Here is a 22,964-nt window from a genome sequence, read left to right as displayed (position 1 = left end):
CAATGGGGCATTCAACAATTTATCCAACCGGGGCAACCGTATATAACCCTGATAAGGCTTGGGGCGGTTATACCGTCTATCAGGCAGGCGAGGAAGGGGTTGTACTGATTGATATGAATGGTAAGGAGGTTCACCTGTGGAAAGGGCTGCTGGGTTTTCCGGCCAAAGTTTTCCCCGGTGGCTTCGTATTGGGCAGCACAGGGCGAAGAGATCCGAAGTTCGGTATCCAGGACAACGTCGATTTGGTTCAGGTGGATTGGGAAGGCAATATTGTATGGAAGTACAACAGCTACGAACACATTGAAGATCCGGGATATGAACCGCTGTGGTACGCTCGTCAGCACCATGATTTTCAGCGTGAAGGCAATCCGGTCGGCTATTACGCCCCTGGGCTTGCACCTAAGACCCAGAGCGGGAAGACACTGATTCTTGCTCATAAAAATGTGAACAACCCGTCCATTTCGGATAAACCTCTGCTTGATGATGCGATTATAGAAGTCGATTGGGAAGGGAATGTATTATGGGAATGGCTGCCGAACGAGCACTTTGAGGAACTTGGATTTGATGAGGCCGCCCGTAATGTTTTGTACCGTGACCCAAACACACGCTCATTCGGACATCTCGGTGGTGGTGTGGGCGATTGGCTACATATTAATTCAGCTTCTTATGTTGGTCCAAACCATTTCTATGAAAATGGAGACGAGCGGTTCCATCCCGACAATATTATCTGGGATGCCAGAGAAGCAAATATTATCGCAATAACCGACAGACAGAGTGGAAAGATCGTATGGAGACTAGGGCCGGATTACTCTTTGCCTGAAGTAAAGCATATTAGCACCATTATTGGACAGCACCATGCACATATCATTCCCAAAGGTTTGCCTGGAGAGGGGAATCTGCTGGTATTCGACAATGGTGGCTGGGCCGGTTATGGCCTGCCCAATCCGGCTTCTCCATACGGCTTGAAACATGCTGTTCGCGATCATTCACGCATACTGGAGATCAATCCGGTGACGCTGGAGATCGTTTGGCAATATACATCCGCAGAAGCCGGATTTTCCGTTCCGACAGATTCCTATAAATTTTATAGTCCGTATATCAGCTCCGCTCAGCGGCTGCCTAATGGTAACACGCTAATTACGGAAGGCTCCAATGGTAGATTGTTCGAGGTTACATCTGAGTATGAGCTGGTTTGGGAATATATTTCCCCTTATAAGGATGGACGGAACACCAATATGGTCTATCGTTCGTATCGCGTGCCTTATCACTGGGTACCACAGCTGGAGAAGCCCCAAGAGGTTGCTATTGAAGCCATTGATGTTTCCGCCTACAGAGTGCCGGGAGCAGCGCCCAAAGGTTCTTCATCCGTTGTAAGTGTTGAAGTAACACTGCCGTTTGTTGAAGGTGCAGCCTGTGTGGCAACGTCAGATGAAGGCAAGTAAGGTGGCGCAGAGCGACGAACAATGATTAGAACGAATGGGGTGCATATTGTGAGAAAACCATCCACCTTAACTGGTGCGTTATTAATGCTCTTATCCATGTTATTGATATTATCGGGATGTTCTGCAAACGAATCGGTATCCGAAGCAAAGGGTGCTTCCGGCACAGAGGCAAAAAAAGTGAAAATCCGGATCGCAGATACAAGTACTAACCCAACGTTCAGGGTAGCTATTGCCAAGGGTTTCTTTGCAAGCCACGGTATTGATGCAGAGAGCATCACGTTTGGTTCGCCAGCGGAAGGTGTAAATGCGCTATTTATCAAGCAGGTGGATATTGCGTACGGAGCTGACTTTCCTGTATTAAACGCTTTGGCAAAAGGGGATTACTCCGTCATTGCTTCCGCAGGTCAGGCTACGAATGAAGCAGCAGCTGCGTGGAAGTTGTATGCCAAGAACGATATACAGAGTGGTGCAGATCTGAAGGGTAAAAAAGTAAGTTTCATCCGCGGTACATTTATTCCTTACCTGTGGGATGAATATTTGAAGGACCAGGGATTGGAGTTAGGTGCAGTAACTCAGGTCGGTCAGGGGGCATTTGACGAAGCGTACATTGCACTAAAGCAGGGCGATCTAGATGCAACCTGGGTCATTGGTTCCGCCTTAACTGATAAGTTCGATGCGCTTGAAGGCGTGCATCAGCTCACCGATATGTCCCAAACCCCTGTACGCCTTGGAATGGGGCTTGTAGCAAGCAATGAGTTCATCCAGGCGAACCCTGAAACGGTGAGTGGTTTTCTCGCAGCGCTGAATGAAGCCTCCGTATATGCCCAGGCACATCCTGAAGAGGTTGCAGACCTGATGTATAAGGAAACCAAGCAGCCTAAGGAGGCCACCTTGAAGGATCTTCCGATCAATCCATGGGAAGTTGGATTTACCCAGGCAGCTTATGACAGTCTGGCAGGGCAGAAGCAGTATATGGTGGATAACGGAATCATCGAACACGATTTTGATCTCGATAGCAAACTGAACCTGGAGCCCCTGAAGCAGACACTGCCAGATAAAGTGACTTATAGTAATTAACTCGCAAATTGAATGGAGGTGTTCTCATGTCCTTACCTGCAGATCAGCATACGATTCGTATCGAGCAGCTTCGCAAAACATACAATGCCCCCACCCATGGGGATGTACACTATATTATCAAGGATGTCGATCTGATCATCAAGGGAGGGGAATTCTTTGTCCTGCTTGGCCCCAGCGGATGTGGCAAGTCCACGCTTCTAAATATGATTGCAGGCTTTATCTCCAAGTCTGGCGGTCAGCTCAAGGTGGATAATAAGGAGATCGATAGACCGGGCAAGGATCGGGCCATGGTATTCCAGCAGGCGGATTCTTCTCTCTTTCCATGGCTTACCGTAAGGGAGAATGTGGAGTTTGGACTTCGGATGGCCAAGGTGCCCAAGTCTCAGCGGCGTACAATATCAGACCGATACATCGAGCTTGTTGGACTGGGTAGTCATGAAGCAAAATTTCCAAAGGAACTGTCAGGTGGCATGAAGCAGCGGGTACAATTGGCCCGGGTGCTAGCTAACGATTCGGCCATCCTGTTGATGGATGAACCCTTTGGAGCGTTGGATGCAATGACTCGGCGTACGATGCAGAAAGAGCTGGTCAATATTTGGCAGGAAACTCACAAGACCGTTATTTTTGTCACTCATGATATTCAGGAGGCGCTCTTGCTGGGTCAGCGGATAGGAATTATGTCAGTAGGACCTTCATCCAAGATAACGGATATATATGACAATGCTCTGTCTTATCCGAGGAACATTGCTTCATCGGAGTTCAACATTCTATATGACCAGATTCAAAGCCATTTTGAAGAATAATTGAGGTGATAGCAAGATGAGGTGGTTGGAGAAAAAGTGGGTGTCTATCCCTCTATTGTGGGTGACGGTAATTCTGATTTGGCAGCTAGGGGCCATGCTCTATGGTCCTGAAGTGATTCCCGGTCCGTGGGATACCATTCTTGGTGCCCGTGAACTGCTTGCTGACGGTACACTGATGCAGTATATCGGAATTAGTTTTACACGTGTGCTTGCGGGTTGGGTGCTTGGCAGTGTGATAGCGATCCCGGTAGGGCTTATCATCGGCAAGGTTCATATGATCCGGCTGTTTGCCGAACCTTTCCTTAATTTTATCCGCTTTATTCCGCCGATTGCATTCATTACCCTATTCCTGGTCTGGTTCGGGATTGGGGAGCAATCGAAGATTGCACTCATCATGTATGCAACGTTCTTCATCGTTGTGTTAAACACGCTGACAGGTGTACTCTCCATTGAAGAAGACAAGATCCGGTCAGCCCGCAGCATGGGAGCAAACGAATGGCAGATTTTGCTGCATGTCGTTGTTCCGGCGACGACTCCGTATATTTTCACGGGGGTACGACTGGCAATGGGCACTTCCTATATGGCTATTATCGGAGCAGAAATGATTGCTGCAAATGAAGGCGTGGGTTATCTGATCTGGAATTCTCGATTATTCTTTCGCACAGATTGGATCTTTGTCGGCCTGATTTCTCTGGGCTTTATGGGCTTTCTCACCGATCGGTTGTTCAATTGGTTTGGTCGCAGCGTGCTCTACCGTTATGGTGTAATTGGTGGAACGAAGCGTGTCTGAACTGGCACTTGAGTTGATGGCATCCTCGAATCCTTGATTAAACGGAAGCAGGATCATTCATCACAGTTTTATCACAATATCATAAACCTGATTTGGCAGCTTTCAAAGTTGCCAAATCAGGTTTTTTGTATGCGGGGTCAGGGAGTTTCGGCATTGGGTTCAAACCGTGGTATAATTAAATTTCAAAAATATAAAACGTCATGTGGGCCATAGATGCTACCACATGCAGGAGAACTTATGGACTGGATTATTGGCGCCGTATGCGCTTTTATTGTAGCGGGTGCTGCTTACGCGAAGAAGTCGTTAACCCTGTCCGGCTGCCTGGCGGCTGTGATCATGGGTACGATATATTACGGAGCGGGCAACCTGTTCTGGTTTGGAACACTGCTGCTGTTTTTCATTACCTCAACACTGTTCTCCAAATTTCGCAAGGATCGCAAGCAGGAGCTTGAGAAATCGTATGCCAAGACGGGCAATCGTGATGCTGGACAGGTCATGGCTAACGGTGGAATCGGCATGTTTCTTGTTCTGGGGAACTGGATCCTTCCACACCCGGCCTGGATGTATGCTTTTATTGGTGTAATGGCTACCGTTACTTCAGATACATGGGCAACCGAGTGGGGAAGTCTCAGCCGTAAGCCACCGCGCTCTGTCGTGACGTGGAAGGTGCTGACTCCAGGTACTTCTGGAGGTGTTTCATTACTTGGGACGCTGGCTGCTGCCATAGGTGGAGCTTTAATCGGGGCAGGAGCATTCTTCTTTTCCTGGATTGCCGGGATCGGAGGATTGAGTCTGCTCAGCTGGACGTGTGTCGGCCTTGTAGGCGGATTGGCAGGAGCTTTTGCCGATTCTTATCTGGGCGCAACGGTTCAGTATATGTATCGTTGTACTGTGTGCGGCCGTGAGGTCGAGGTTAGTGAACATTGTGGACACAGAACCGTTCGAGCGCGTGGCTGGACTTGGATGAGTAATGATCTGGTGAACGTGCTCAGTTCGGTGATCGGCGGATGTTTAGCGATCGGTTTGGGTATCATTTTGGCGTCGTAGGGAGGGAGTGCGTTTGAGCACTGTGCAAGGAGACAAATCGGAGGCAATTCTGGATGCAGCTTATGGTATTTTCGGTTCAAAAGGATTCTATGAGACGAAAATGTCCGATATTGCGGACGAAGCAGGCATCGCGAAAGGCACCATTTATTTATATTTCAAAAATAAGGAACAATTATTTATCGCCGTATCCAAGCGGGATTGCGACAGTTTTATCAGTCGCCTGGATTATGCATTGAAATCACATGAGAGTACGGGGGATAAGCTGGGTGCGATCGCCAAGACTCACCTTACGTATTATTATGAGCGTCGCAATCATACCAAGCTGTTTTTTATGGCACCCAATAATGATCCGGATCTGATGAAATTCATGAAGGCATTTATGAATGAATATATGAGCATGGTGCGTGAGGTGTTAGAGAATGCTGGTGTGCCTGAGCCTGTGCTGCTCGCAGAAGCTTATATCGGGATTCTCGATCGGCTAAAGATGGATATCATGTTGAATCCGGAATTTAATGAGGAGCACCTGAACAAACGAATTGCCTTTGCAGCAGCTCTGTTTCTGGACGGATGTCGTTCCTTTTTGCAAGTATAGCGTGAGTGTAGTTGCATCTTATGTGCAGCCTCATATTGAATACATTTTACAGAGAAGTAGGTTACGAGCAATGAACATAATGACGGTAGAGCAAGTTGCGAAAAGCTATGGTGAGAAAATATTGTTTAAAGACGCCTCATTCGGTATGGGCGATCAGGACAAGATTGGTGTCGTTGGTGTCAATGGAACCGGGAAGTCCACATTTTTGCGTGTCATTGCAGGTATGGAGCCAGCGGATGAGGGACAGATCTCGATTGGGAATGACGTGCGTATACAGTTCCTGGCACAGAATCCGCAGTTTAACCCGGATAATACAGTCTTGCAACAAGTATTTGAGGGCGACAGCCCGGAGATGAAAACAGTACGTGAGTATACAGAAACAATGGAGCTACTGGAGCTTAATCCTTCCGATCCGGCACTGCAAGAGCGTTTATTGCGCTTGAACCAGCAAATGGAGCAGCTCCAGGTTTGGCAGATGGAAAGTGAAGCGAAGAGCATTCTATCCAAACTGGGCATTCGTCAATTTGATGCGCTGATGGGCACATTGTCTGGTGGACAACGTAAACGGGTGGCGCTTGCTTCTGCGCTGATTCATCCCTGCGAATTGCTCATTCTGGATGAGCCTACGAACCACATTGATAATGATTCTGTAGTTTGGCTGGAACAGTATTTGCAAAAACGGCGCGGCGCCCTGCTCATGATCACGCATGATCGTTATTTCCTGGATCGTGTAGCCAATGTGATGCTGGAGCTAGATCATGGGCGTTTATTCCGGTATGAGGCCAACTATACCCGCTTCCTGGAACTGAAGGCTGAGCGTGAAGAGCGTGAATCCGCATCCGAACAAAAACGGCAAAATCTGCTGCGTACGGAGCTCGCCTGGATTCGTCGCGGTGCAAAAGCACGGACCACGAAACAAAAAGCGAGAATTGATCGCTTTGAACAGTTGAAGGATCAACAGGGACCCAATCGTTCAGGCTCATTAGAGGTATCCGTGGGTTCCACTCGTTTGGGTAAAAAAATACTGGAGATCGAGCATCTGTCCAAATCGGCAGATGGCCGCAAATTGATTGAAGATCTCAGTTACATTGCGGTACCAGGTGACCGGGTAGGTATTGTCGGCCCGAACGGCAGCGGTAAATCAACCTTGCTGCAAATGATTTCTGGTAAGCTGGAACCCGATGCCGGTGAGGTTGTTGTGGGCCCGACGGTTAATCTGGGCTACTTCACTCAGGAGCATCAGGAGATGAATGAATCTCTGCGGGTTATTGAGTACATCAAGGAAGTGGCCGAGAATATAAAAACGGCTGATGGATCTCTTATTACAGCAGCTCAGATGCTGGAGCGTTTCCTCTTCACCCCTGCGTCACAGTGGACACCCATCTCCCGTCTGTCTGGCGGAGAAAAGCGTCGTCTGTACCTGCTGCGTGTGCTGATGGCTGCACCGAATGTCCTGCTGCTGGATGAGCCGACGAACGACCTGGACATTCAAACACTTGCAGTACTCGAAGATTACCTGGATGATTTCCCGGGTGTTGTATTTGTCGTATCCCATGACCGGTACTTCCTGGATCGGACGGTGGATAAAGTACTGTCTTTTGAAGGTGGCGGTGCTGTGCGTGTGCATGTTGGGGACTACAGTGAATATGCAGAATGGATGTTAAAAAATGCCCCTGCATCTTCTCAGGATAGTGCGACGGGAACAGCTGCTAAATTGAAACCGGCAGCAACGGAAGAAAGTAAACCTGCTGTCTCGGCCGCTAAACCTAAGTTGAAGTTCAGCTTCAAGGAACAGCGTGAATATGACCAGATTGATGAGAATATCGAGAAAGCTGAAGCCAATCTGGCCCGCATTAATAAAGAGATGGAAGAATCGTTTAGCGATTCAGCCCGTCTACAGGAGTTAATGGCAGAGCAGGCGGAGGCGGAGCGACATCTGGACGAACTGATGGAACGGTGGACCGTTCTGAATGAGCTTGCGGAACAGATTGAAAACAGCAAGTCTTAAAGTATATTTCAGTGAATCGTCTTCTCTTCAAAAGCGACTTGTAGTCGTCTTTTGGGGGAGGGCGATTTTTTTTGCATTGATGAAAATGAATTTATATGAAACGTTAACCATATTCAAACCGTTTATTAAATAAAGAATTCCATAGAAGGGGGAGAACTCCACATCCATGTACAGAGAACTGAATGAACAATTGGCAGTGATCAAGGAAAAGGGAAGAATGTACGATAAATGGAATGATCGGCTGGAGAAGCTGAATCAGGAGGAAGCGGAATGGAAAAGGAAAGTACAGCAGCGTCTGGAGCATCTACAGAAGGAACAAAACGATGTGGATCGCCTCAACAACATGACGTTATCAGCATTCTTTTATCATTTAATCGGCAAAAAAGAGGATCGACTGGAAAAAGAAGAACTGGAGTTGATGGAAAGTAAGGCAGAGTACGATACAGCATGCCAGATGTTAACGGATATCCAGAAGCAGCGCTCGCAAGTTAAGCAGCAACTGGACGGACAGCGGCAATACCAATTCTGGCAAAGTGATTACAAGGTGTTATTGGGCAAGAAGGAAAACGATTTGCTCGATAAAGATGCAGAATTGCAGCAGATGGCTGAGGATCGGGAACATCTCTCGGGAGAGCTTCAGGAGCTAAATGAAGCGGATCGAGAAGGTCAGTATCTGCTCGATGCACTTGAACGTGCTGAAAAGGCTTTGTCCTCTGCGGGAAATTGGGGAGTATACGACATGATGGGTGGGGGGATGATCTCGACCCATATTAAGCGCAGCAGAATGGATGACGCTCAGGTTGCTATTGTCGATGCCGGAAGACGTCTTCGCCGATTTCAGAAGGAGCTGGAGGATGTGAAGATGGCTGTAAACACGGAATTACACCTTGGAGGCCTGCTTTCATTCGCAGACTATTTCTTCGATAATCTCTTTGTGGATTGGATGGTACAAGACAAAATTCGCAAAGCTGAAACTCAGGTGAAGGATGGACTGAGTGCAGTGCGAAGCACGTTGCATGTGCTGAAGGATGAGATCCGGGATCACAAAGTGAAGCTGGAGCTTCTGGAACGTAGGTATAGCGAATATATTGAACGAGCAATTTGAGACATTTCAAAGAAGAAGGACACTTCCGGCTTGCGCCTAAACGGCGCAGCAGAAGTGTCCTTTTTTACATGATAAAAGTGAATGATAAATATCCAAGTCGGCATGCCCGATCAGATCGAGATCACAACTCTGATCATTTATTCAAATGCTGTATTTCCATTCGACTTGTGTATGACCATGTCACAATTTACTTGGTCGTAATATATGCGGCGAGCAGTCTCGCTGTATTCAGGACAGCGTCTTTATGCGTGCGTTCCATGGAGTGGGAAGCATGAACGCCCGGACCAATCAATGCAGCACGAATGTTATTTCCTCCACGTAATGCTGCACTGCCGTCGGAGCCGTATTGTGGATAAATATCAACGACATAATCAAGGTTTGCTTGTTTGGCCAGTTCGATCAGTCGCGAGGTCATATCGTAGTCATATGGTCCGGATGAATCCTTGGCACAGATGGATACATCCGTCTCCTTGCAGCTAAGGTCGTCACCCATTGCGCCCATGTCTACAGCAATCAATTCGCTGATTTCCGCAGGAATATAAGATGCGCCGTGTCCAACTTCTTCATAGTTCGAGATGAGCAGCGAAACGTTATGCAGTGGTTTCCAGTTTTCCCGATGTGCAGATTCCAGGATACCGAACAAAGCAGCTACGCTGGCTTTATCATCAAGGTGACGCGATTTGATATATCCGCTGGGTGTAATGACCGCACGGGCATCGAAGGAAATAAAGTCCCCTACAGAGATACCCAATGCCAGAACATCTTCCTTGGAAGAGACCACTTCATCAATGCGTACTTCCATATGGCTCTCGCTTCGCTCAAACGTACGTGCATCCGGATAGACGTGTACAGAAGGGTGCAGGGAAAGGATGGTGCCTGTGTAGGTCTTTCCATCGCGTGTGTGGATGGTGCAATACTCATTCTCGATACTGTTCATGGTAAATCCACCGACAGAGGTAAGCTTCAGTGTGCCGTAGGATGTGATGGAACGCACCATAGCTCCCAATGTATCCACATGTGCACTCAATCCGATCGTTCTGGAAGAGTCCTGCCCAGGCAATGTGAGCACAGCTCCCCCCTTGTTGTTCAATTCAAAATCAACATGAAGTGATTCAGCTTCCTTGCGGATCATCTCAATAATATCGTGGGTATAGCCACTAGGGCTGGGAGTATCGAGTAACTTTTTCAGAAAAGACAGGACATAGGATTCGTCAATGGTAAAACTCATATGGAAATTTCCTCCTCGTTAATAATTGTGCAGTAAGTTGTTCTTAAAACAGAATACAGCCTGTCTGGCAGAATGTACAATTCCATTCTTGATAGCCAGCAGGCTGCTCTGATGTGTTACAGCGTACCCGAAGGATTTCCTTTTCGTTGACTCTGAATGGAATCGGACTCCACAGAAACGTTGTCCGAATCGATCGTTCCGAATGTATCCATGGATTTAAACGAATCCAGAGAAGAGGTAGAGCTGCTTGCTGCGGAGTTTTCCAACTCGGATACACGCAGCTTCAATTGTTTGTTCTCGCGTTGCAGTCGATATTGGCGGAAGATGCCATAAGAACCTACAATGATTCCACCGATTAGGGTGCAGCCAAGAATGAGCAGAATCAGCGGGATTTGAACCGTGTTAAATAGCAGGTTGACTTGTACGGAATCCACATTAATGACCGCAAAAATTCCGGTAAGTAATGCAAAAACGAGACCTGCGATGAGTGCCCATTGCATTTTCATGGTGGTGCCTCCTTGTTGAACAATTCAGGACTATGTATGCAATTACCCTAATTTATGGAGCTTGCATCTTGCTTGATTATAAAATCCCTTGCCCGAATGGGCAAGGGACACAGGTCACATGGACGAAAAAGCAACCTTATTTCGTTAGTTGTTCCATTTGCTCAATCAATTCCTTGAACACACTCATAGCTTCGCGAATCGGCTCTGGCGTTGACATATCCACTCCTGCTTTTTTCAGGATGTTGATGGAATAGTCACTGCCACCGCTCTTGAGGAATCCAAGATAACGGTCTACAGCAGGTTGCCCCTCTTCCAGAATTTGCTTGGAGAAACTGGTCGCTGCTGAGAAGCCGGTCGCATATTTGTACACGTAGAAGCTGTTATAGAAGTGGGGAATACGCGCCCATTCCATTTCAATATCTTTGTCCACCACCATGCTATCTCCATGGTATTTGACATTAAGGTCATAATAAATCTCGGAAAGCAGCTGAGGTGTGAGAGCTTCACCCTGTTCCGCACGCTCGTGAATGATTTTTTCGAATTCTGCAAACATGGTTTGACGGAATACCGTGGTACGGAACTGATCTGCATAATACGTCAGCAAGTATAGCTTTTCCTTCGGATCTGTCGATTTATTGAGCAGATAATCCATTAACAAAGCTTCATTCGTTGTAGATGCAACCTCAGCCAGGAAAATGGTGTATTGTGCATCACGATATGGAAGCGTAGTGTCTGAATAGTGGGAATGCAGTGCGTGGCCCATTTCATGTGCCAGTGTAAACATGCTATTCAGGTTATCTTTGTGATTCAACAAGACGTAAGGGTGGGTGCCGTAGGCTCCCCAACTATATGCGCCTGAACGTTTATTCTCATTTTCGTATACATCAATCCAGCGATCATCATAGCCGGCCTGTAATGCGTCTGCATAATCCTTGCCAAGCGGCTTCAAGCCATCTTTAACCGTTTGTTTGGCTTCTTCGTAGGTAATATCCATTTTGTATTCATCCACTAGTGGGGCGAAAAGGTCATACATATGCAATTTATCTACGCCGAGCAATTTTTTGCGCAGGTCCATATAACGGTGTAACAGCGGAAGGCTCTCATGAATCGTATCCACAAGATTGGTATAGACATCCTTCGGAATGTTGTCGCCGTAAAGGGACATTTCCATGACGGAAGGGTATTTCCGAACATCGGCATAAAACATGTTTTTAGTTACGTTAGCGTTCAGAGCTGCAGCAATGGTGTTCTTTTGCTTGCCATAGGTTTCATACACCGCTTTGAAGGCACGTTCGCGAACTTCCCGATTCGGATTTTCCAAGAACTGAATATAGCTGCCATGAGTCAGTTCCACTTCTTTTCCATGCTCATCCTTGATTTTTGGGAACTTGAGATCGGCGTTGTTCAACATGCTAAAGATGGTCTGTGGTGCCTGGGATAGATTACCCACCTGTGCAAGCAATGCTTCCTCGGCTTGGCTCAGTACATGAGCCTTTTCACGTTTCATCTCTTCCAGTGTGAACTTATAGGCAGAGAGTTTCTCGTTGGAGATGAGGGCATCCAACTGATCATCCGGAAGGGACAAGATTTCGGGTGTAACATAAGATAGTGCTTCACCAACCTGCACGCTTAACTTTTGTGCTTTTTGGGACAGGTTTTGATATGTAGGGTTAGCTGTGTCTTCATCTTGATGCATCCGTGCATACACAAAGAGGCGTTCGGTTTTGAGACTGATCTCATCTTCGAGTTCAAAACAGTTTTTGAGTGTCTCAGGTTTGTTCAGTTTGCCTTGGAATTCGGAGGCTTTCTTAGTCAAAGACGATACTTCTTCATATTCCTGATCCCAAGCTTTCTGATCGGCGAATAGATCTTCCAGTTTCCAGGTTTGTTCAGTAGGTACCTCGGAACGTTTCAATAGTTGACTCATGGGAATCCTCCTTTGATGAAGTGATGAATATATAGACGAAGCTGCCTTCGTCCCACTCGCTTGTGCGGAGAGAGACGAAGGAATCAGACTAAGTACCAGCAAAATGAACAGCGATTTGCGGTATTTCAACGGCCTTCCTCCTCACTATACGAATAATCCCGTATAGTATGACCTGAGGGGCATTGAAATATTTGATGAAGCTAGGCTCCCATATTGACCAAAAAGTAAACGATCAGGAAAAATGCGAAACAGATCAGCAGGGTGGCAATCAGAGCCATGCCCCGTCTTAGACGATCCGGGATGGAGTTGCGTCCCAGAATCAGCACGATTCCTAAGGAAAAAGCAAGAATAATAAAGATGACAACATTGCTTGAGTCAAGCTGCATGGGCTAGACCCCTTTGAAGGCAGCCATCAATTGACGCCATTCGTCCTCGCGGTTCTCGAAATCTTCTTTCGGGAAGCGGCGTTCAGCCCAGTGCATCAACGCAGGACGGCTGAGGAAGGTATGGCATTCTTCGCCCCATTCTTCCGAGATTTCCCGAAGCACCAGATATTTGCCTTGAACTTCTACGGTCATCATATTCCACTTGTCTGTTTTGTATATTTCATGTTTTTTTATCATAGGTAGTCTCCAAACTAACGGTTTTGGTAAAATGATACCGTACCCTTGGATTCAAAGCAAATTTTTTCGACTTTTATGGAAAAGATAAATTGCAATGTAGAAGGTCATACAGTATAATGAGGGTATTCGCCATAGATGGCGATATTTTTAGGAGGTTGTTCATTTGAAAGGTACAGTTAAATGGTTTAACGCAGAAAAAGGCTATGGCTTTATTTCAGTTGAAGGCGGCGAGGACGTATTCGTACATTTCTCCGCAATCCAAGGCGACGGCTTTAAAACATTGGAAGAAGGTCAAGCGGTAGAATTCGAAATCACTGATGGAAACCGTGGTCCTCAAGCAGCTAACGTAAACAAATTGTAAGAATTTTTCCGATCATACGGATTTCTTATAAATGATTGGCTTCTAGCTGAATATACGAACCCAAGCACAGTCCCCCCATGGGAGACTGTGCTTTTTTTGATATATTTGATAAGTGGAGTTCCATATGGGAAATCCTTTTTGGATGTTTATGTGCGGCTAGTCATGCTTGACCAAAGCTTCATACAAAATCCAACAAGTGCCGCCAGAGAAAACGCCATCGCAGTGAGATAGAAGGTGTTTCTGTTGGTATGCTCCAGCAGCAATCCTCCCAGTGTTCCGCTGAGCAGACCGGAAGCGCTGGACCACACAATGGTGAACAAGGCCATACCAGTGGCGCGATAGCCATCCGGAACAAGGCGGGTAATATAACGGACTGCCGTCACGTAGAAGATGCCAAAGGTCACGCTGTGCATCGTCTGAATGGCAACGACCGCCGCGGGTGTATCCGAGATGGACATCAGAAATAAGCGAATCGTATACATCAGCGCAGCGATCGTCAGCAAAGGAAGTTCTTTGTAGCGATTGCCGTATCTGCTTAGCAGCAAAAACACCGGAATTTCACTGACCGAAGAGATCAACAGGGACCAGCCGATGAGCCCTTCACTGGCACCTAGATCTTTCAGTGTAATGGTGAGAAAAGCTTCATTCATCCGGTGACCTAGAGCGAGCAGAAAAACGCATCCGAAAAAGGTGAGGACATCCCTTCGTTTCAAGATGGACCATAGTCCCGAAAGATCCATTTTAGTGCTGCTGCCCGAAGGCTGATCTTTTAATCGAAAACCGATTAGGAGAGTAGTCGCGGCCAGAGCGATACATACCCACATCGTCCATCCTGATCCGAAAGATCCGAGAAAATATCCAATGCTTAAGGCAAAGAACGCATATCCGATCGAGCCAAATACACGAATGGAAGTGAAATTTCGCCCATACTTGCTTGCGGTTGTAATCGCCATCGTATCCGAAAGTGGATAAACCGGGTAGTAGAAAAAGTAAAACAGGGTCACCAGTACAAACACCTGACCAAAGGTTGTGGCATTGGCAAGCATGACACCTGTGATCAGTTGCCCGGCAAGCAGGATGATCATCACTTTGCGTACAGTTTTGTAACGGTCACTGGCCATACTCCAGAACATGTTGGAGAATACGGAGACGAGAGGACCGATTCCGTAAAGGTAACCGATTTCGGCCCGACTGAACCCCAGATGACTGAAATAAAGCTGGAAATACGATACCACCAGAACGGTGGAACCGAAGATGGTGAACATAAGTGCCCGCAGCCAGTTTTGATCTGGCCGGGCAGTATGACTTGATTTCATGATGAAAGGCTCCATTCTTGATTACAGTTCAAATTTATTATCCCTTGAGGGAAGATGATTTCCCGGATGAGTGTACAGACATGCTAGGTTCCTTCTGCGTACGCCGGATGACAAGCCAGACAATGACAAGCTCGGCAAGCAGGCCTAGGGATTGAGCCACTGCACCGATCATGCCGTTCCACGCAGGGAATATGCTAACTAGAATGAGCAGGACGATCACCGTACATATGGCATTGGCCGTCTGGGAGCGAAACATCGTTTTGGTCTGTCCGCGCAGTAGAATCAAACCATTACTGAAGTCGAGAAAAGGTGAAATCAGCGGAAAGAGCACAAACGCACGTAGTGTCCACAAACTTTGCTGTAGCAGATTGCCCTGAACGCTCATTACATTTTCCAATACCCACGGTCCAAGCGGGGTGTAGGCAATCGACACGGTCATGGCAAAAGGAACAAATCCGGTGACCAGTGCGAACTTCTTCACTAGTTTGGCATCAACAAGATAGAAATTTAGCACGATTTGGTGGATGTATGTAAAAAAGCTAAGCATCAGCTGCATCAGGCTACTCGCAACGGCAAAGGAAGAGATGGCTAGAGCAATCCCGGTCGTTTTGCCAAGTACGATATTAATGACGGGTCCGATAAACAGTGCCACAAAACTGGATAATAACAGCGGTTTGTAAAAGCGAAAGACGTCTGCCTTGTTTTCAACAGGATGATCTTCCAGCTTGGCTGGCATCTTGCGTTTAATGCTGTTACCTTCAAGAAAACTGACCAAAGCCTCAATCATCATTCCTGCCGCAAAAATGATAGCGCCTACACGTCCACTATCAATACTGTCAGTATATATGAAATACAAGGACAGGCCATACATGCCAGCAAGGCGGAATAACATACCGATTGTCAGCCATTTCGTACGGTTATTCGTAATAATGATGCCTTGATAGATATTGCGGATGACCGAAAAGATGCTGACATACATGAGAATCTCGTAGACGTCGATCACTTTGGATAACAGATCCGGGCTTACGCCAAACAGATATTTGAATACACCTGTACCAATGGGAGAATATACGATGAGAAATCCGATTAGAAGTACACAAGCGAGAAATATTTTGGTCACAAACGTGAGGGCCTGAAAGGAAAGGCGGTCCCGAACCAGCGCCGAACAGGTTTGACGCAGTAGGGTTGAAGGGCGCTCGGTGAGGGTTAGCAGGCTACCAGCGATGGCGTAGCTGGCAATGACCGTCTCGGGATGAGCGGAACGTGCGAGTGTACTGTTAATGATTACGTGCGAAATGGTAACGAGAGAGGCGGATATGCCCAGGGGCACAAAAAATGCAAATAACCGTCTCCACGAAAGTGGTTCACTTGACGTCATGTCAACGACTCCTTTGATGGATGAAATATGCCTAGTATATCACAAAGCCTTGAAAGCGGATGCGATTTTTTGTGCGGAATATGCGGGAGATCATTTGTACAATTAAGGGGATCATATTATAATAGGATTGGTTAAAAATCGCTCTAATACGTATTCAACCAAGTGGAGGCACATTTATTTTGAGCCAATCAAATCGAAATCGTCATCAATATCCGCGTGGACCGTTGGCATTGATGAGAGGGGTGTACAAATACACCATTCCGGAAACGCGGAAGGAATTGGATGGATGGCGTGCCCAAGCTGAGAAAATTCCGAATGAGGAATTGCGCAATCAGGCACTGGCCAGTCTCAGGGACAAGCAGTTCCACTGTGAAGGCGGGACCGTTTATGCTTTACCTGATTTGCCGAACAGGCACATTCTGATTCCTTTGATCGTTTCATATCAGACTATTAGTGATTATTTGGACAATCTGTGTGATCGCAGTACATCGATGGACCCGAATGACTTTCGGCTTCTCCATCAATCTATGCTTGATGCGGTAGATCCCGAAGCAACCCCTGTCAATTATTACGCGCTCCGTGAGGAGCAGGATGATGGTGGATACCTAAGGAATCTGGTGACCTCATGTCAGGAGCTGACTCGTCAGCTGCCAGGCTATGCATCCGCCAAGCCTCAAATTCAGGATCTGGCAGGCCTATACACGGACCTGCAGGTATATAAGCACATCAAGCCGGAACTGAGAGAAACGGCTTTGCTGGAATGGTGGTCGGAACATCGCCACCGCACACCTCAGTTCCGTTGGAACGAATTTGCCGCCGCTACCGGCTCTACGCTGGGCGTATTCATGCTGTTTCTGGCTGCGAGTGATGATCAGCTGACAGAGGAGCAGGCGGCTTCGATCCACACTGCCTATTTTCCTCATGTATGTGCTCTGCATATTATGCTCGATTATTTAATCGATCAGGATGAAGATCGTATCGGAGGAGATCTCAACTTCTGCAATTATTATGAGAATGTGGAGACAATGCTGGACCGAATTGCTTTTATTGTGGAGATGGCCCGCAGTGATGTGCAGAAGATTCCGGGAAGTTCGTTCCACCGGATGATTATCGAAGGACTGCTTGCCATTTACCTGTCTGATCCCAAAGTCAGCGAACAACAGGAAGTTCGCGTCGTTTCCAAGCGTTTGATGAAGAATAGTCCGATGACAAGAGTATTTTTCTTTATCTTTAGCCGCTGGATTCGTAAGCATATGTAAGTCAGGCGTATTGGTGGGAGCCTGAAGTGAAACTAGAGGAGGAAGAAACATCATGACAGCAGTAAAGAAAATCGCAGTTTTAACGAGCGGTGGTGATTCACAAGGGATGAACGCGGCTGTTCGTGCGGTTGTTCGCAGCGGACTGTTTCACGGTCTCGAAGTGTACGGGGTTCAACGTGGATACCAAGGTCTTTTGAATAACGATATTTTCCCAATGGATTTGCGGAGTGTAGGGGATATCATCCAGCGTGGGGGAACGGTTCTGCAATCGGCACGCTGCAAGGAATTCTATACCGCTGAAGGTCAGCAAAAAGGTGCAGACATTCTGCGTGCACGCGGTATTGACGGCCTGGTTGTTATTGGTGGAGACGGTTCATATAACGGTGCCAACAAACTGAGCAAGTTGGGCATCAACACGATGGGTCTTCCGGGAACGATTGATAATGACGTTTCTTTCACCGATTATACGATCGGATTCGATACAGCAGTAAGTGTAGTAGTAGATGCAGTAAACAAATTGCGCGATACCATGTCTTCACACGAACGCTCTTCCATCGTTGAAGTAATGGGCCGTCACTGTGGCGATATCGCTTTACATGCAGGACTCGCATCGGGTGCAGAAACGATTCTTGTACCGGAAGTTCCGTTTGACATGGACGAAGTGGCAGATCGGATGAAAGCCAATTTTGCACATGGCAAACGCCACAGTATCATCATCGTTGCTGAAGGCGTGGGCAAAGGTGAAGATGTAGCGAAAGAACTGATGGAACGCTGCCCAACGTATGAGCCACGTGTAACTGTTTTGGGTCACATTCAGCGTGGAGGTACGCCAACTCCGTTTGACCGTAACCTTGCCAGTCGTCTGGGAGATTTCGCCGTACGCAGTCTGATCGCAGGTGAGACAGACAAAGGTTGCGGTATTATCAAGGGAGAACTGACCCTGACGGATATTGATAAAGTTGTTAATACGAAAAAAGACTTCGATATGGAGACTTACCAGCTTGCACAGCGTTTGTCCCAATAATCCAGTCATCAACAAAAGTTTAAATTAAATGAGCACAGTCCCGTTTTATCGCGGGCTGTGCTCTTTGTTATATTTCCATTATTTATTTTCAGCCATACGAACCGAGGCTTGCTTCTGAACAAGGAACAATCTCCAGAGAAGCGCTGTTGCTCCAACGGCGAGGCCGGCAATGAGTCCAACCCAGTATCCAAAGGCACCGAGTGAGGTATACGTAGCCGTGATGTAGCCGACCGGTAGACCGATGATCCAATACGCGACAAACGTTATGATCAATGCAGGATTCACGTCCTTGTAACCCCGAAGTGCTCCCTGCGTTGGGGTGGCAATGGCATCAGAGATTTGAAAGAAGATGGCGTAAATCAGGAAATGCTGTGTCAAAGCAATAACTTCGCGATCATTCGAGTACACGCCTGCAATTTGTTCCCCGAATACCAGTAATACCACAGCTGTTAACAGAGAGAGCCCAATGGCTCCTCCGATACCCAGGAGGCTGTATTGCTTTGCGTCTCTCACACGCCCTGCGCCCGCCTCATAGCCCACAAGAATCGTAAGGGCCATACATATACTCACAGGCAGCATATACAGCGTAGAAGCGAAATTCAGGGCTGCCTGATGGGCAGCAATCGTAATAGTGTCGAACCGGCTCATTAATAATGTGACCGCTGCAAAGATAGAGGTTTCAAAAAAAGTAGCGAAACCGATGGGAACACCGATCTTGAGCAGCTCTTTCCATTTGGTCATTGAAATGTTGGGCAATTTTCGAAAGATCCCATATTGGGCAAAGGGCTCAATTCGGTGTACGAAAAAGAGGCTGAGGAGAAAAATGAGCCAGTATGTACTTGCTGTAGCTACACCTGCTCCGACACCTCCCAGTTGAGGGAAGCCCCAGCGTCCAAAGATAAGCAAATAGTTCAGGAAGATGTTTACAGGCAGCGAAACCAGCGTAATCATCATGGTGATCCGTGTCTGGCCCAGTGCATCCATAAAACTCCGCAGCACAGTGTAGCCGAAAAGGGGGATAACCCCAAAAGCCAAAGCACACAGAAAATAGAAGGCGACTTGGGCAACCCGCGGCTCCAAAGGCATTCCGTTAAGAATGGGACTGAGCAGTAATGTACCTGCTGCAAGAACGACGATTCCGACCGCCACACCGAGATATAAGGCTTGAATGACGCTATGACCAATCTTGTCATTACGATTCGAACCGAGCAGGTGTGAGACAACAGGTGTAATGCCAATCAGAATACCACTGAGTCCTGTCTGTACGGGCAACCACAGGCTTGCACCAATGGCGACACCAGCGAGATCAGCAGGGGAGAACTTGCCTGACATATTGGTATCGAAAAACGACATGGCAGAGAGGGCGATTTGTGTGGTGAAGATGGGTAGAAATATAATCAGGAATTGCTTAACTTTTTGAGAAAAGCTGGTGGTGGTCATGTTCACTGGCAGTGCCTCACTATTCTTAAGAGTTATCACTAAACTGTCATGTACGGACAGCTATTTATTGTAGTGGATTTTGCCCAATTTGAATAGGGAGGGGAATATGGTTGTGCGGAAGGTAAGGTTGAGAGCATAGTAAAAAACCTCGCTCCAGAGAATACGGAACGAGGTTATTGGAGTAAAATGAACAAAAATAAGAGTGCATTATTTATAGTTTACATCTGGTGTATATCGATTGGAAGCATTCCAGAGCAGGTACTCATCCACATCCATGTCTTTCATCGCACGAATTTGGTCTTCTACCTGTTTTTTGCCGTATTTGATGTAATGTCCGCTGCCTAACCAGCTTGCTGTAAAGTCCTGAATCCATGGGCGGATAACGGGTTTCAGCTCCTTGGTTGGATCGAGTTTCTTATGTGTATCTTTCATGGAGCCTTTGATGGTCGTATAGGGATCTTTGTCAGGGTCCTTCACACCGTACCAGCCGGTGGAGTAGTGACTCGGGTAAACCATCGGCGAAATGACATCCACGTTTTCAGATATCTTCACAAAATCCTGTCCAATACCCTCGGCTGCTGGTACTGAGGCTGCGTAACCGAATATATCTACCGAGACTCGGACACCCAGCGGTGCGAGCTCTTTGCGTGCATACTGCACGAATTCGGCTACAATGTCGACCCGGGACTTGTCAGACTTGGTGTATTTCAATGCGTCTGCACGCGTTTCAAAACCTTCCGGAAAACGAACATAGTCGAACTGAATTTCCTTAAATCCCAATTTAGCAGCTTCCTTGGCGATCTCTATGTTGTAATCCCATACTTCCTTACTGTAGGGATTCACGAAGCTGTCGCCTTTGCCATTGGCCCATACAGAACCGTCCTTGTTGCGGAAAGAGAGCTCCGGATTTTTCTTGGCGAGAATCGTATCCTTGAATACAACCACTCGTGCGATCGGGTAAACATCATGTTTTTGCAGGCGTTTCATCAAGGCATCAATATCACGGATAAAAGGCTGAGATTTGCCCATTTCCTGTAATGTCTTGTTCTCCGTAGGGTAAGTTATGTATCCGAGATCGTCCTTGATATCAATGACCATGGAATTGAGCTCTGTGTTATCCATCAGATCGAGTAATGATGTCATGCGTGCACCACCGGCGCTGTAAGCCGTCACATAGATGCCTTTGACAACGGGTGCATCGGGTTGAGGGTCAATTTTGGCAGGTGGGTTATCCGCATCAATAACGACATGATCTTTTTGAGATTGAATAATGGCGGTATTGAAGCTGTTTGTTAAAGATTGAAAAGGCTGATTCCCTTGATCGGCTGTAGCGGGTGCACCACTGATAGTTCCCCAGGCCATAGCCAGTAAAGCCCAAAACATGTTCATTCATTTCCACTCCCCTATGTGCATTCCATGTTTGAATTATACATTAAAGCCTCTGGGCTTTTAACCATATTATTCAAGTGATGAAACACATGGGGAAAATGAAAACCGCTTCCTGTTGAGGGTTAACCCCCACAAGAAGCGGCGTGATCAATCTAAAAAAATTATTGAATGTAAATCTCATTTTGATGCTCACAAATACTGTACTGAATGATTTCCATTGCGTCTCCCTGTTCCAAGATGCCCAGCCCATCCCGGAGAACAATCAGTGAGTCGAGCTCATTCGGTTTTAAGAAAGGGAGCATTTCCGGGCACCATCTGTTGACGATTTCAAACAGTTTTACCGTTTCCATATCCACAATAATCACCCTTTCCTACTCGAATTCCAAAATGGTAAGTCATTCGGCGCGAATCGGAAAAGCACATGGTTCTGTGAAATTGAAGGGCACATCCTGCTATACAACATATTTAGGAGCCGTACACCGTTATTATACCACAATGTTTAGAATTGTTAACCGTACATCTGTCTCAACTTCGGCGGAAAGAGCCCATAACTCCAACCGTTTCCACAATATTAACAAAGGCGTTCGGATCCGTTTCCTTGATAATTCGTTTGATTTCAACGAGTTCGTAGCGAGTAGTCACTGTCATTAACATGTCCTTTTCGATGTCTGTATATGCTCCCTGGGTTTTGATTTTGGTGACCCCACGAGGGCGAACAAGCAATTTTTTCAACATCGCTTCGGTTTCATTGGTAATGATGTACAATGTGACTTTGACATGGCTGATGTGAATCAGATCCAGCACTTTGCCTGTGATATAGATCGATACCATGGAGGCAAGCGCGATGTTCCAGTCATCATTCAGATAGCCTGCGAGCATAATAATGGCTCCGTTCATGCCAGCCATTACCGTACCAATCGGGAAATCACGATTACGGGTGAAAATGGAACCAACAATGTCGAGCCCGCCCGTCGAGCCGCCGACTCGGAAGGAAACTCCGGTACCCAATCCCACTAACACGCCGCCAAAAACACAGCTCAGAAGGGGGTCTGTTGCCACAGCAAAAACAGGCAGAAGCCCGATGAACCATGAAGTGGCTGCTACCGAAACAATACTTAATGTAATGAAACGTCGTCCAAGAATAAACCAACCTGCAACCAGCAGAGGAATGTTTAGAACAAAATACATTATACTAAGATTCAAATTCGTAAAATAGCCGAGAAGCATGGAAATACCGGATACTCCGCCGCTAAGAAGCTGATGGGGAACCAAAAACCAGTTGAAGCCGCAGGCAATAGCTGCAGCACCCAATACGATCACTAAAAAGTGCCAAACCATTTTGGGCAATTTAATCACCTCATTTATATTTAAAACCAGATTGCTGGTAATCTTGAATTGTTTTGTGATATAATGATTTGTGGATATTCTTGAGTAGGAAACTTTTTCCAAATGGAACTATAAAATTTGAAATGTTTCAAACGCATGTATGTAGTTTTAGTCTTATGTTGGGGACCCATTCACGAATTATGTTCGTTTGTGAAAATAATTCGACTTGATGGGATAACCTATAAATATTAACGCTACTTAAGAATACAGACAACAAAGTGGATTGTCCACCATGTCCACCATATAGAAGGAGTATGAATAAT

The 22,964-nt window shown here is 46.8% G+C and carries 22 protein-coding genes; 11 read left to right on the top strand and 11 right to left on the bottom strand.

The annotated features are described in order from the left end of the window. Positions 1–2 precede the first annotated feature (2 nt). From MHB84_RS02640 to MHB84_RS02605, 8 genes are all read left to right on the top strand, one after another. Positions 3–1,442, top strand: coding sequence for an aryl-sulfate sulfotransferase (locus tag MHB84_RS02640; protein ID WP_076292052.1), 1,440 nt, complete (start codon positions 3–5; stop codon positions 1,440–1,442). Between the two features lie 21 nt (positions 1,443–1,463). After that, positions 1,464–2,519 carry an ABC transporter substrate-binding protein gene (locus MHB84_RS02635; RefSeq protein WP_143764846.1) on the top strand — a complete coding sequence of 352 codons (1,056 nt, stop codon included), beginning with the start codon at positions 1,464–1,466 and terminating at the stop codon, positions 2,517–2,519. Between the two features lie 26 nt (positions 2,520–2,545). Beyond that, positions 2,546–3,322 carry an ABC transporter ATP-binding protein gene (locus MHB84_RS02630; RefSeq protein ID WP_076292051.1) on the top strand — a complete coding sequence of 259 codons (777 nt, stop codon included), beginning with the start codon at positions 2,546–2,548 and terminating at the stop codon, positions 3,320–3,322. A 16-nt stretch (positions 3,323–3,338) separates the two neighbouring features. Next, the gene (locus MHB84_RS02625) at positions 3,339–4,112 is read left to right on the top strand and encodes an ABC transporter permease (RefSeq protein ID WP_076292050.1); all 774 of its coding nucleotides are present in this window, start codon (positions 3,339–3,341) and stop codon (positions 4,110–4,112) included. A 237-nt stretch (positions 4,113–4,349) separates the two neighbouring features. Continuing rightward, positions 4,350–5,159, top strand: a complete 810-nt coding sequence (locus MHB84_RS02620) for a DUF92 domain-containing protein (protein WP_076292049.1) — start codon at positions 4,350–4,352, stop codon at positions 5,157–5,159. A gap of 13 nt (positions 5,160–5,172) precedes the next feature. Next, positions 5,173–5,751 carry a TetR/AcrR family transcriptional regulator gene (locus MHB84_RS02615; protein WP_076292048.1) on the top strand — a complete coding sequence of 193 codons (579 nt, stop codon included), beginning with the start codon at positions 5,173–5,175 and terminating at the stop codon, positions 5,749–5,751. 70 nt (positions 5,752–5,821) lie between these two features. Next, a complete protein-coding gene (locus tag MHB84_RS02610; protein WP_076292047.1) occupies positions 5,822–7,759 on the top strand; it encodes an ABC-F family ATP-binding cassette domain-containing protein in 1,938 nt (645 codons plus the stop codon). A 166-nt stretch (positions 7,760–7,925) separates the two neighbouring features. Further along, entirely contained in the window at positions 7,926–8,864 is a 939-nt protein-coding gene (locus MHB84_RS02605; RefSeq protein WP_076292046.1) for a hypothetical protein, read from the top strand. 187 nt (positions 8,865–9,051) lie between these two features. On the opposite strand, the gene MHB84_RS02600 is transcribed toward MHB84_RS02605, so the two are convergent. The 5 genes from MHB84_RS02600 to MHB84_RS02580 all read right to left on the bottom strand — a co-directional run bounded on the left by MHB84_RS02600 (position 9,052) and on the right by MHB84_RS02580 (position 13,148). Next, a complete protein-coding gene (locus MHB84_RS02600) occupies positions 9,052–10,092 on the bottom strand; it encodes a M42 family metallopeptidase (protein ID WP_076292045.1) in 1,041 nt (346 codons plus the stop codon). A gap of 116 nt (positions 10,093–10,208) precedes the next feature. Continuing rightward, positions 10,209–10,598: a LapA family protein gene (locus MHB84_RS02595; RefSeq protein ID WP_076292044.1), complete on the bottom strand. Its 390-nt coding sequence runs from the start codon at positions 10,596–10,598 to the stop codon at positions 10,209–10,211. A gap of 136 nt (positions 10,599–10,734) precedes the next feature. Continuing rightward, complete coding sequence (pepF, locus tag MHB84_RS02590; protein WP_076292043.1) at positions 10,735–12,525, bottom strand: oligoendopeptidase F; 1,791 nt, start codon at positions 12,523–12,525, stop codon at positions 10,735–10,737. A gap of 200 nt (positions 12,526–12,725) precedes the next feature. After that, entirely contained in the window at positions 12,726–12,911 is a 186-nt protein-coding gene (locus MHB84_RS02585; RefSeq protein WP_024629224.1) for a hypothetical protein, read from the bottom strand. A gap of 3 nt (positions 12,912–12,914) precedes the next feature. Beyond that, positions 12,915–13,148: a hypothetical protein gene (locus MHB84_RS02580; RefSeq protein ID WP_024629225.1), complete on the bottom strand. Its 234-nt coding sequence runs from the start codon at positions 13,146–13,148 to the stop codon at positions 12,915–12,917. A 163-nt stretch (positions 13,149–13,311) separates the two neighbouring features. Between MHB84_RS02580 and MHB84_RS02575 the strand changes: the two genes are divergently transcribed. Further along, positions 13,312–13,509 (top strand): cold shock domain-containing protein, encoded by a 198-nt coding sequence (locus MHB84_RS02575; RefSeq protein WP_017689394.1) that lies wholly within the window; start codon positions 13,312–13,314, stop codon positions 13,507–13,509. A gap of 146 nt (positions 13,510–13,655) precedes the next feature. Here MHB84_RS02575 and MHB84_RS02570 read toward each other — a convergent pair whose 3' ends face one another. Then, positions 13,656–14,825: an MFS transporter gene (locus MHB84_RS02570; protein ID WP_076292042.1), complete on the bottom strand. Its 1,170-nt coding sequence runs from the start codon at positions 14,823–14,825 to the stop codon at positions 13,656–13,658. A 37-nt stretch (positions 14,826–14,862) separates the two neighbouring features. Further along, complete coding sequence (locus MHB84_RS02565; RefSeq protein ID WP_076292041.1) at positions 14,863–16,203, bottom strand: multi antimicrobial extrusion protein MatE; 1,341 nt, start codon at positions 16,201–16,203, stop codon at positions 14,863–14,865. A gap of 179 nt (positions 16,204–16,382) precedes the next feature. Here MHB84_RS02565 and MHB84_RS02560 point away from each other — a divergent pair, with 179 nt between their 5' ends. Beyond that, a complete protein-coding gene (locus MHB84_RS02560) occupies positions 16,383–17,462 on the top strand; it encodes a tetraprenyl-beta-curcumene synthase family protein (protein WP_175381611.1) in 1,080 nt (359 codons plus the stop codon). 52 nt (positions 17,463–17,514) lie between these two features. After that, positions 17,515–18,486 (top strand): 6-phosphofructokinase, encoded by a 972-nt coding sequence (pfkA, locus tag MHB84_RS02555; protein WP_076292040.1) that lies wholly within the window; start codon positions 17,515–17,517, stop codon positions 18,484–18,486. A gap of 78 nt (positions 18,487–18,564) precedes the next feature. Here the strand turns inward: pfkA and MHB84_RS02550 are convergent, their stop codons facing one another. The 4 genes from MHB84_RS02550 to MHB84_RS02535 form a co-directional block, all read right to left on the bottom strand. Continuing rightward, positions 18,565–19,926, bottom strand: a complete 1,362-nt coding sequence (locus MHB84_RS02550; protein ID WP_076292099.1) for an MATE family efflux transporter — start codon at positions 19,924–19,926, stop codon at positions 18,565–18,567. Positions 19,927–20,133: 207 nt separating this feature from the next. Beyond that, positions 20,134–21,315 carry a putative glycoside hydrolase gene (locus MHB84_RS02545; protein WP_076292039.1) on the bottom strand — a complete coding sequence of 394 codons (1,182 nt, stop codon included), beginning with the start codon at positions 21,313–21,315 and terminating at the stop codon, positions 20,134–20,136. Between the two features lie 161 nt (positions 21,316–21,476). Next, on the bottom strand, positions 21,477–21,665 hold the full coding sequence (locus MHB84_RS02540) for a hypothetical protein (RefSeq protein ID WP_029880762.1): 189 nt from the start codon (positions 21,663–21,665) through the stop codon (positions 21,477–21,479). A 175-nt stretch (positions 21,666–21,840) separates the two neighbouring features. Further along, positions 21,841–22,653 carry a YitT family protein gene (locus MHB84_RS02535; RefSeq protein ID WP_375165310.1) on the bottom strand — a complete coding sequence of 271 codons (813 nt, stop codon included), beginning with the start codon at positions 22,651–22,653 and terminating at the stop codon, positions 21,841–21,843. Positions 22,654–22,964 lie beyond the last annotated feature (311 nt).

It is taken from the genome of Paenibacillus sp. FSL F4-0087 (assembly GCF_038020215.1).
In the GTDB taxonomy this organism is placed as follows: domain Bacteria; phylum Bacillota; class Bacilli; order Paenibacillales; family Paenibacillaceae; genus Paenibacillus; species Paenibacillus taichungensis.
This window is presented reverse-complemented; position numbering and strand designations above follow the sequence as displayed.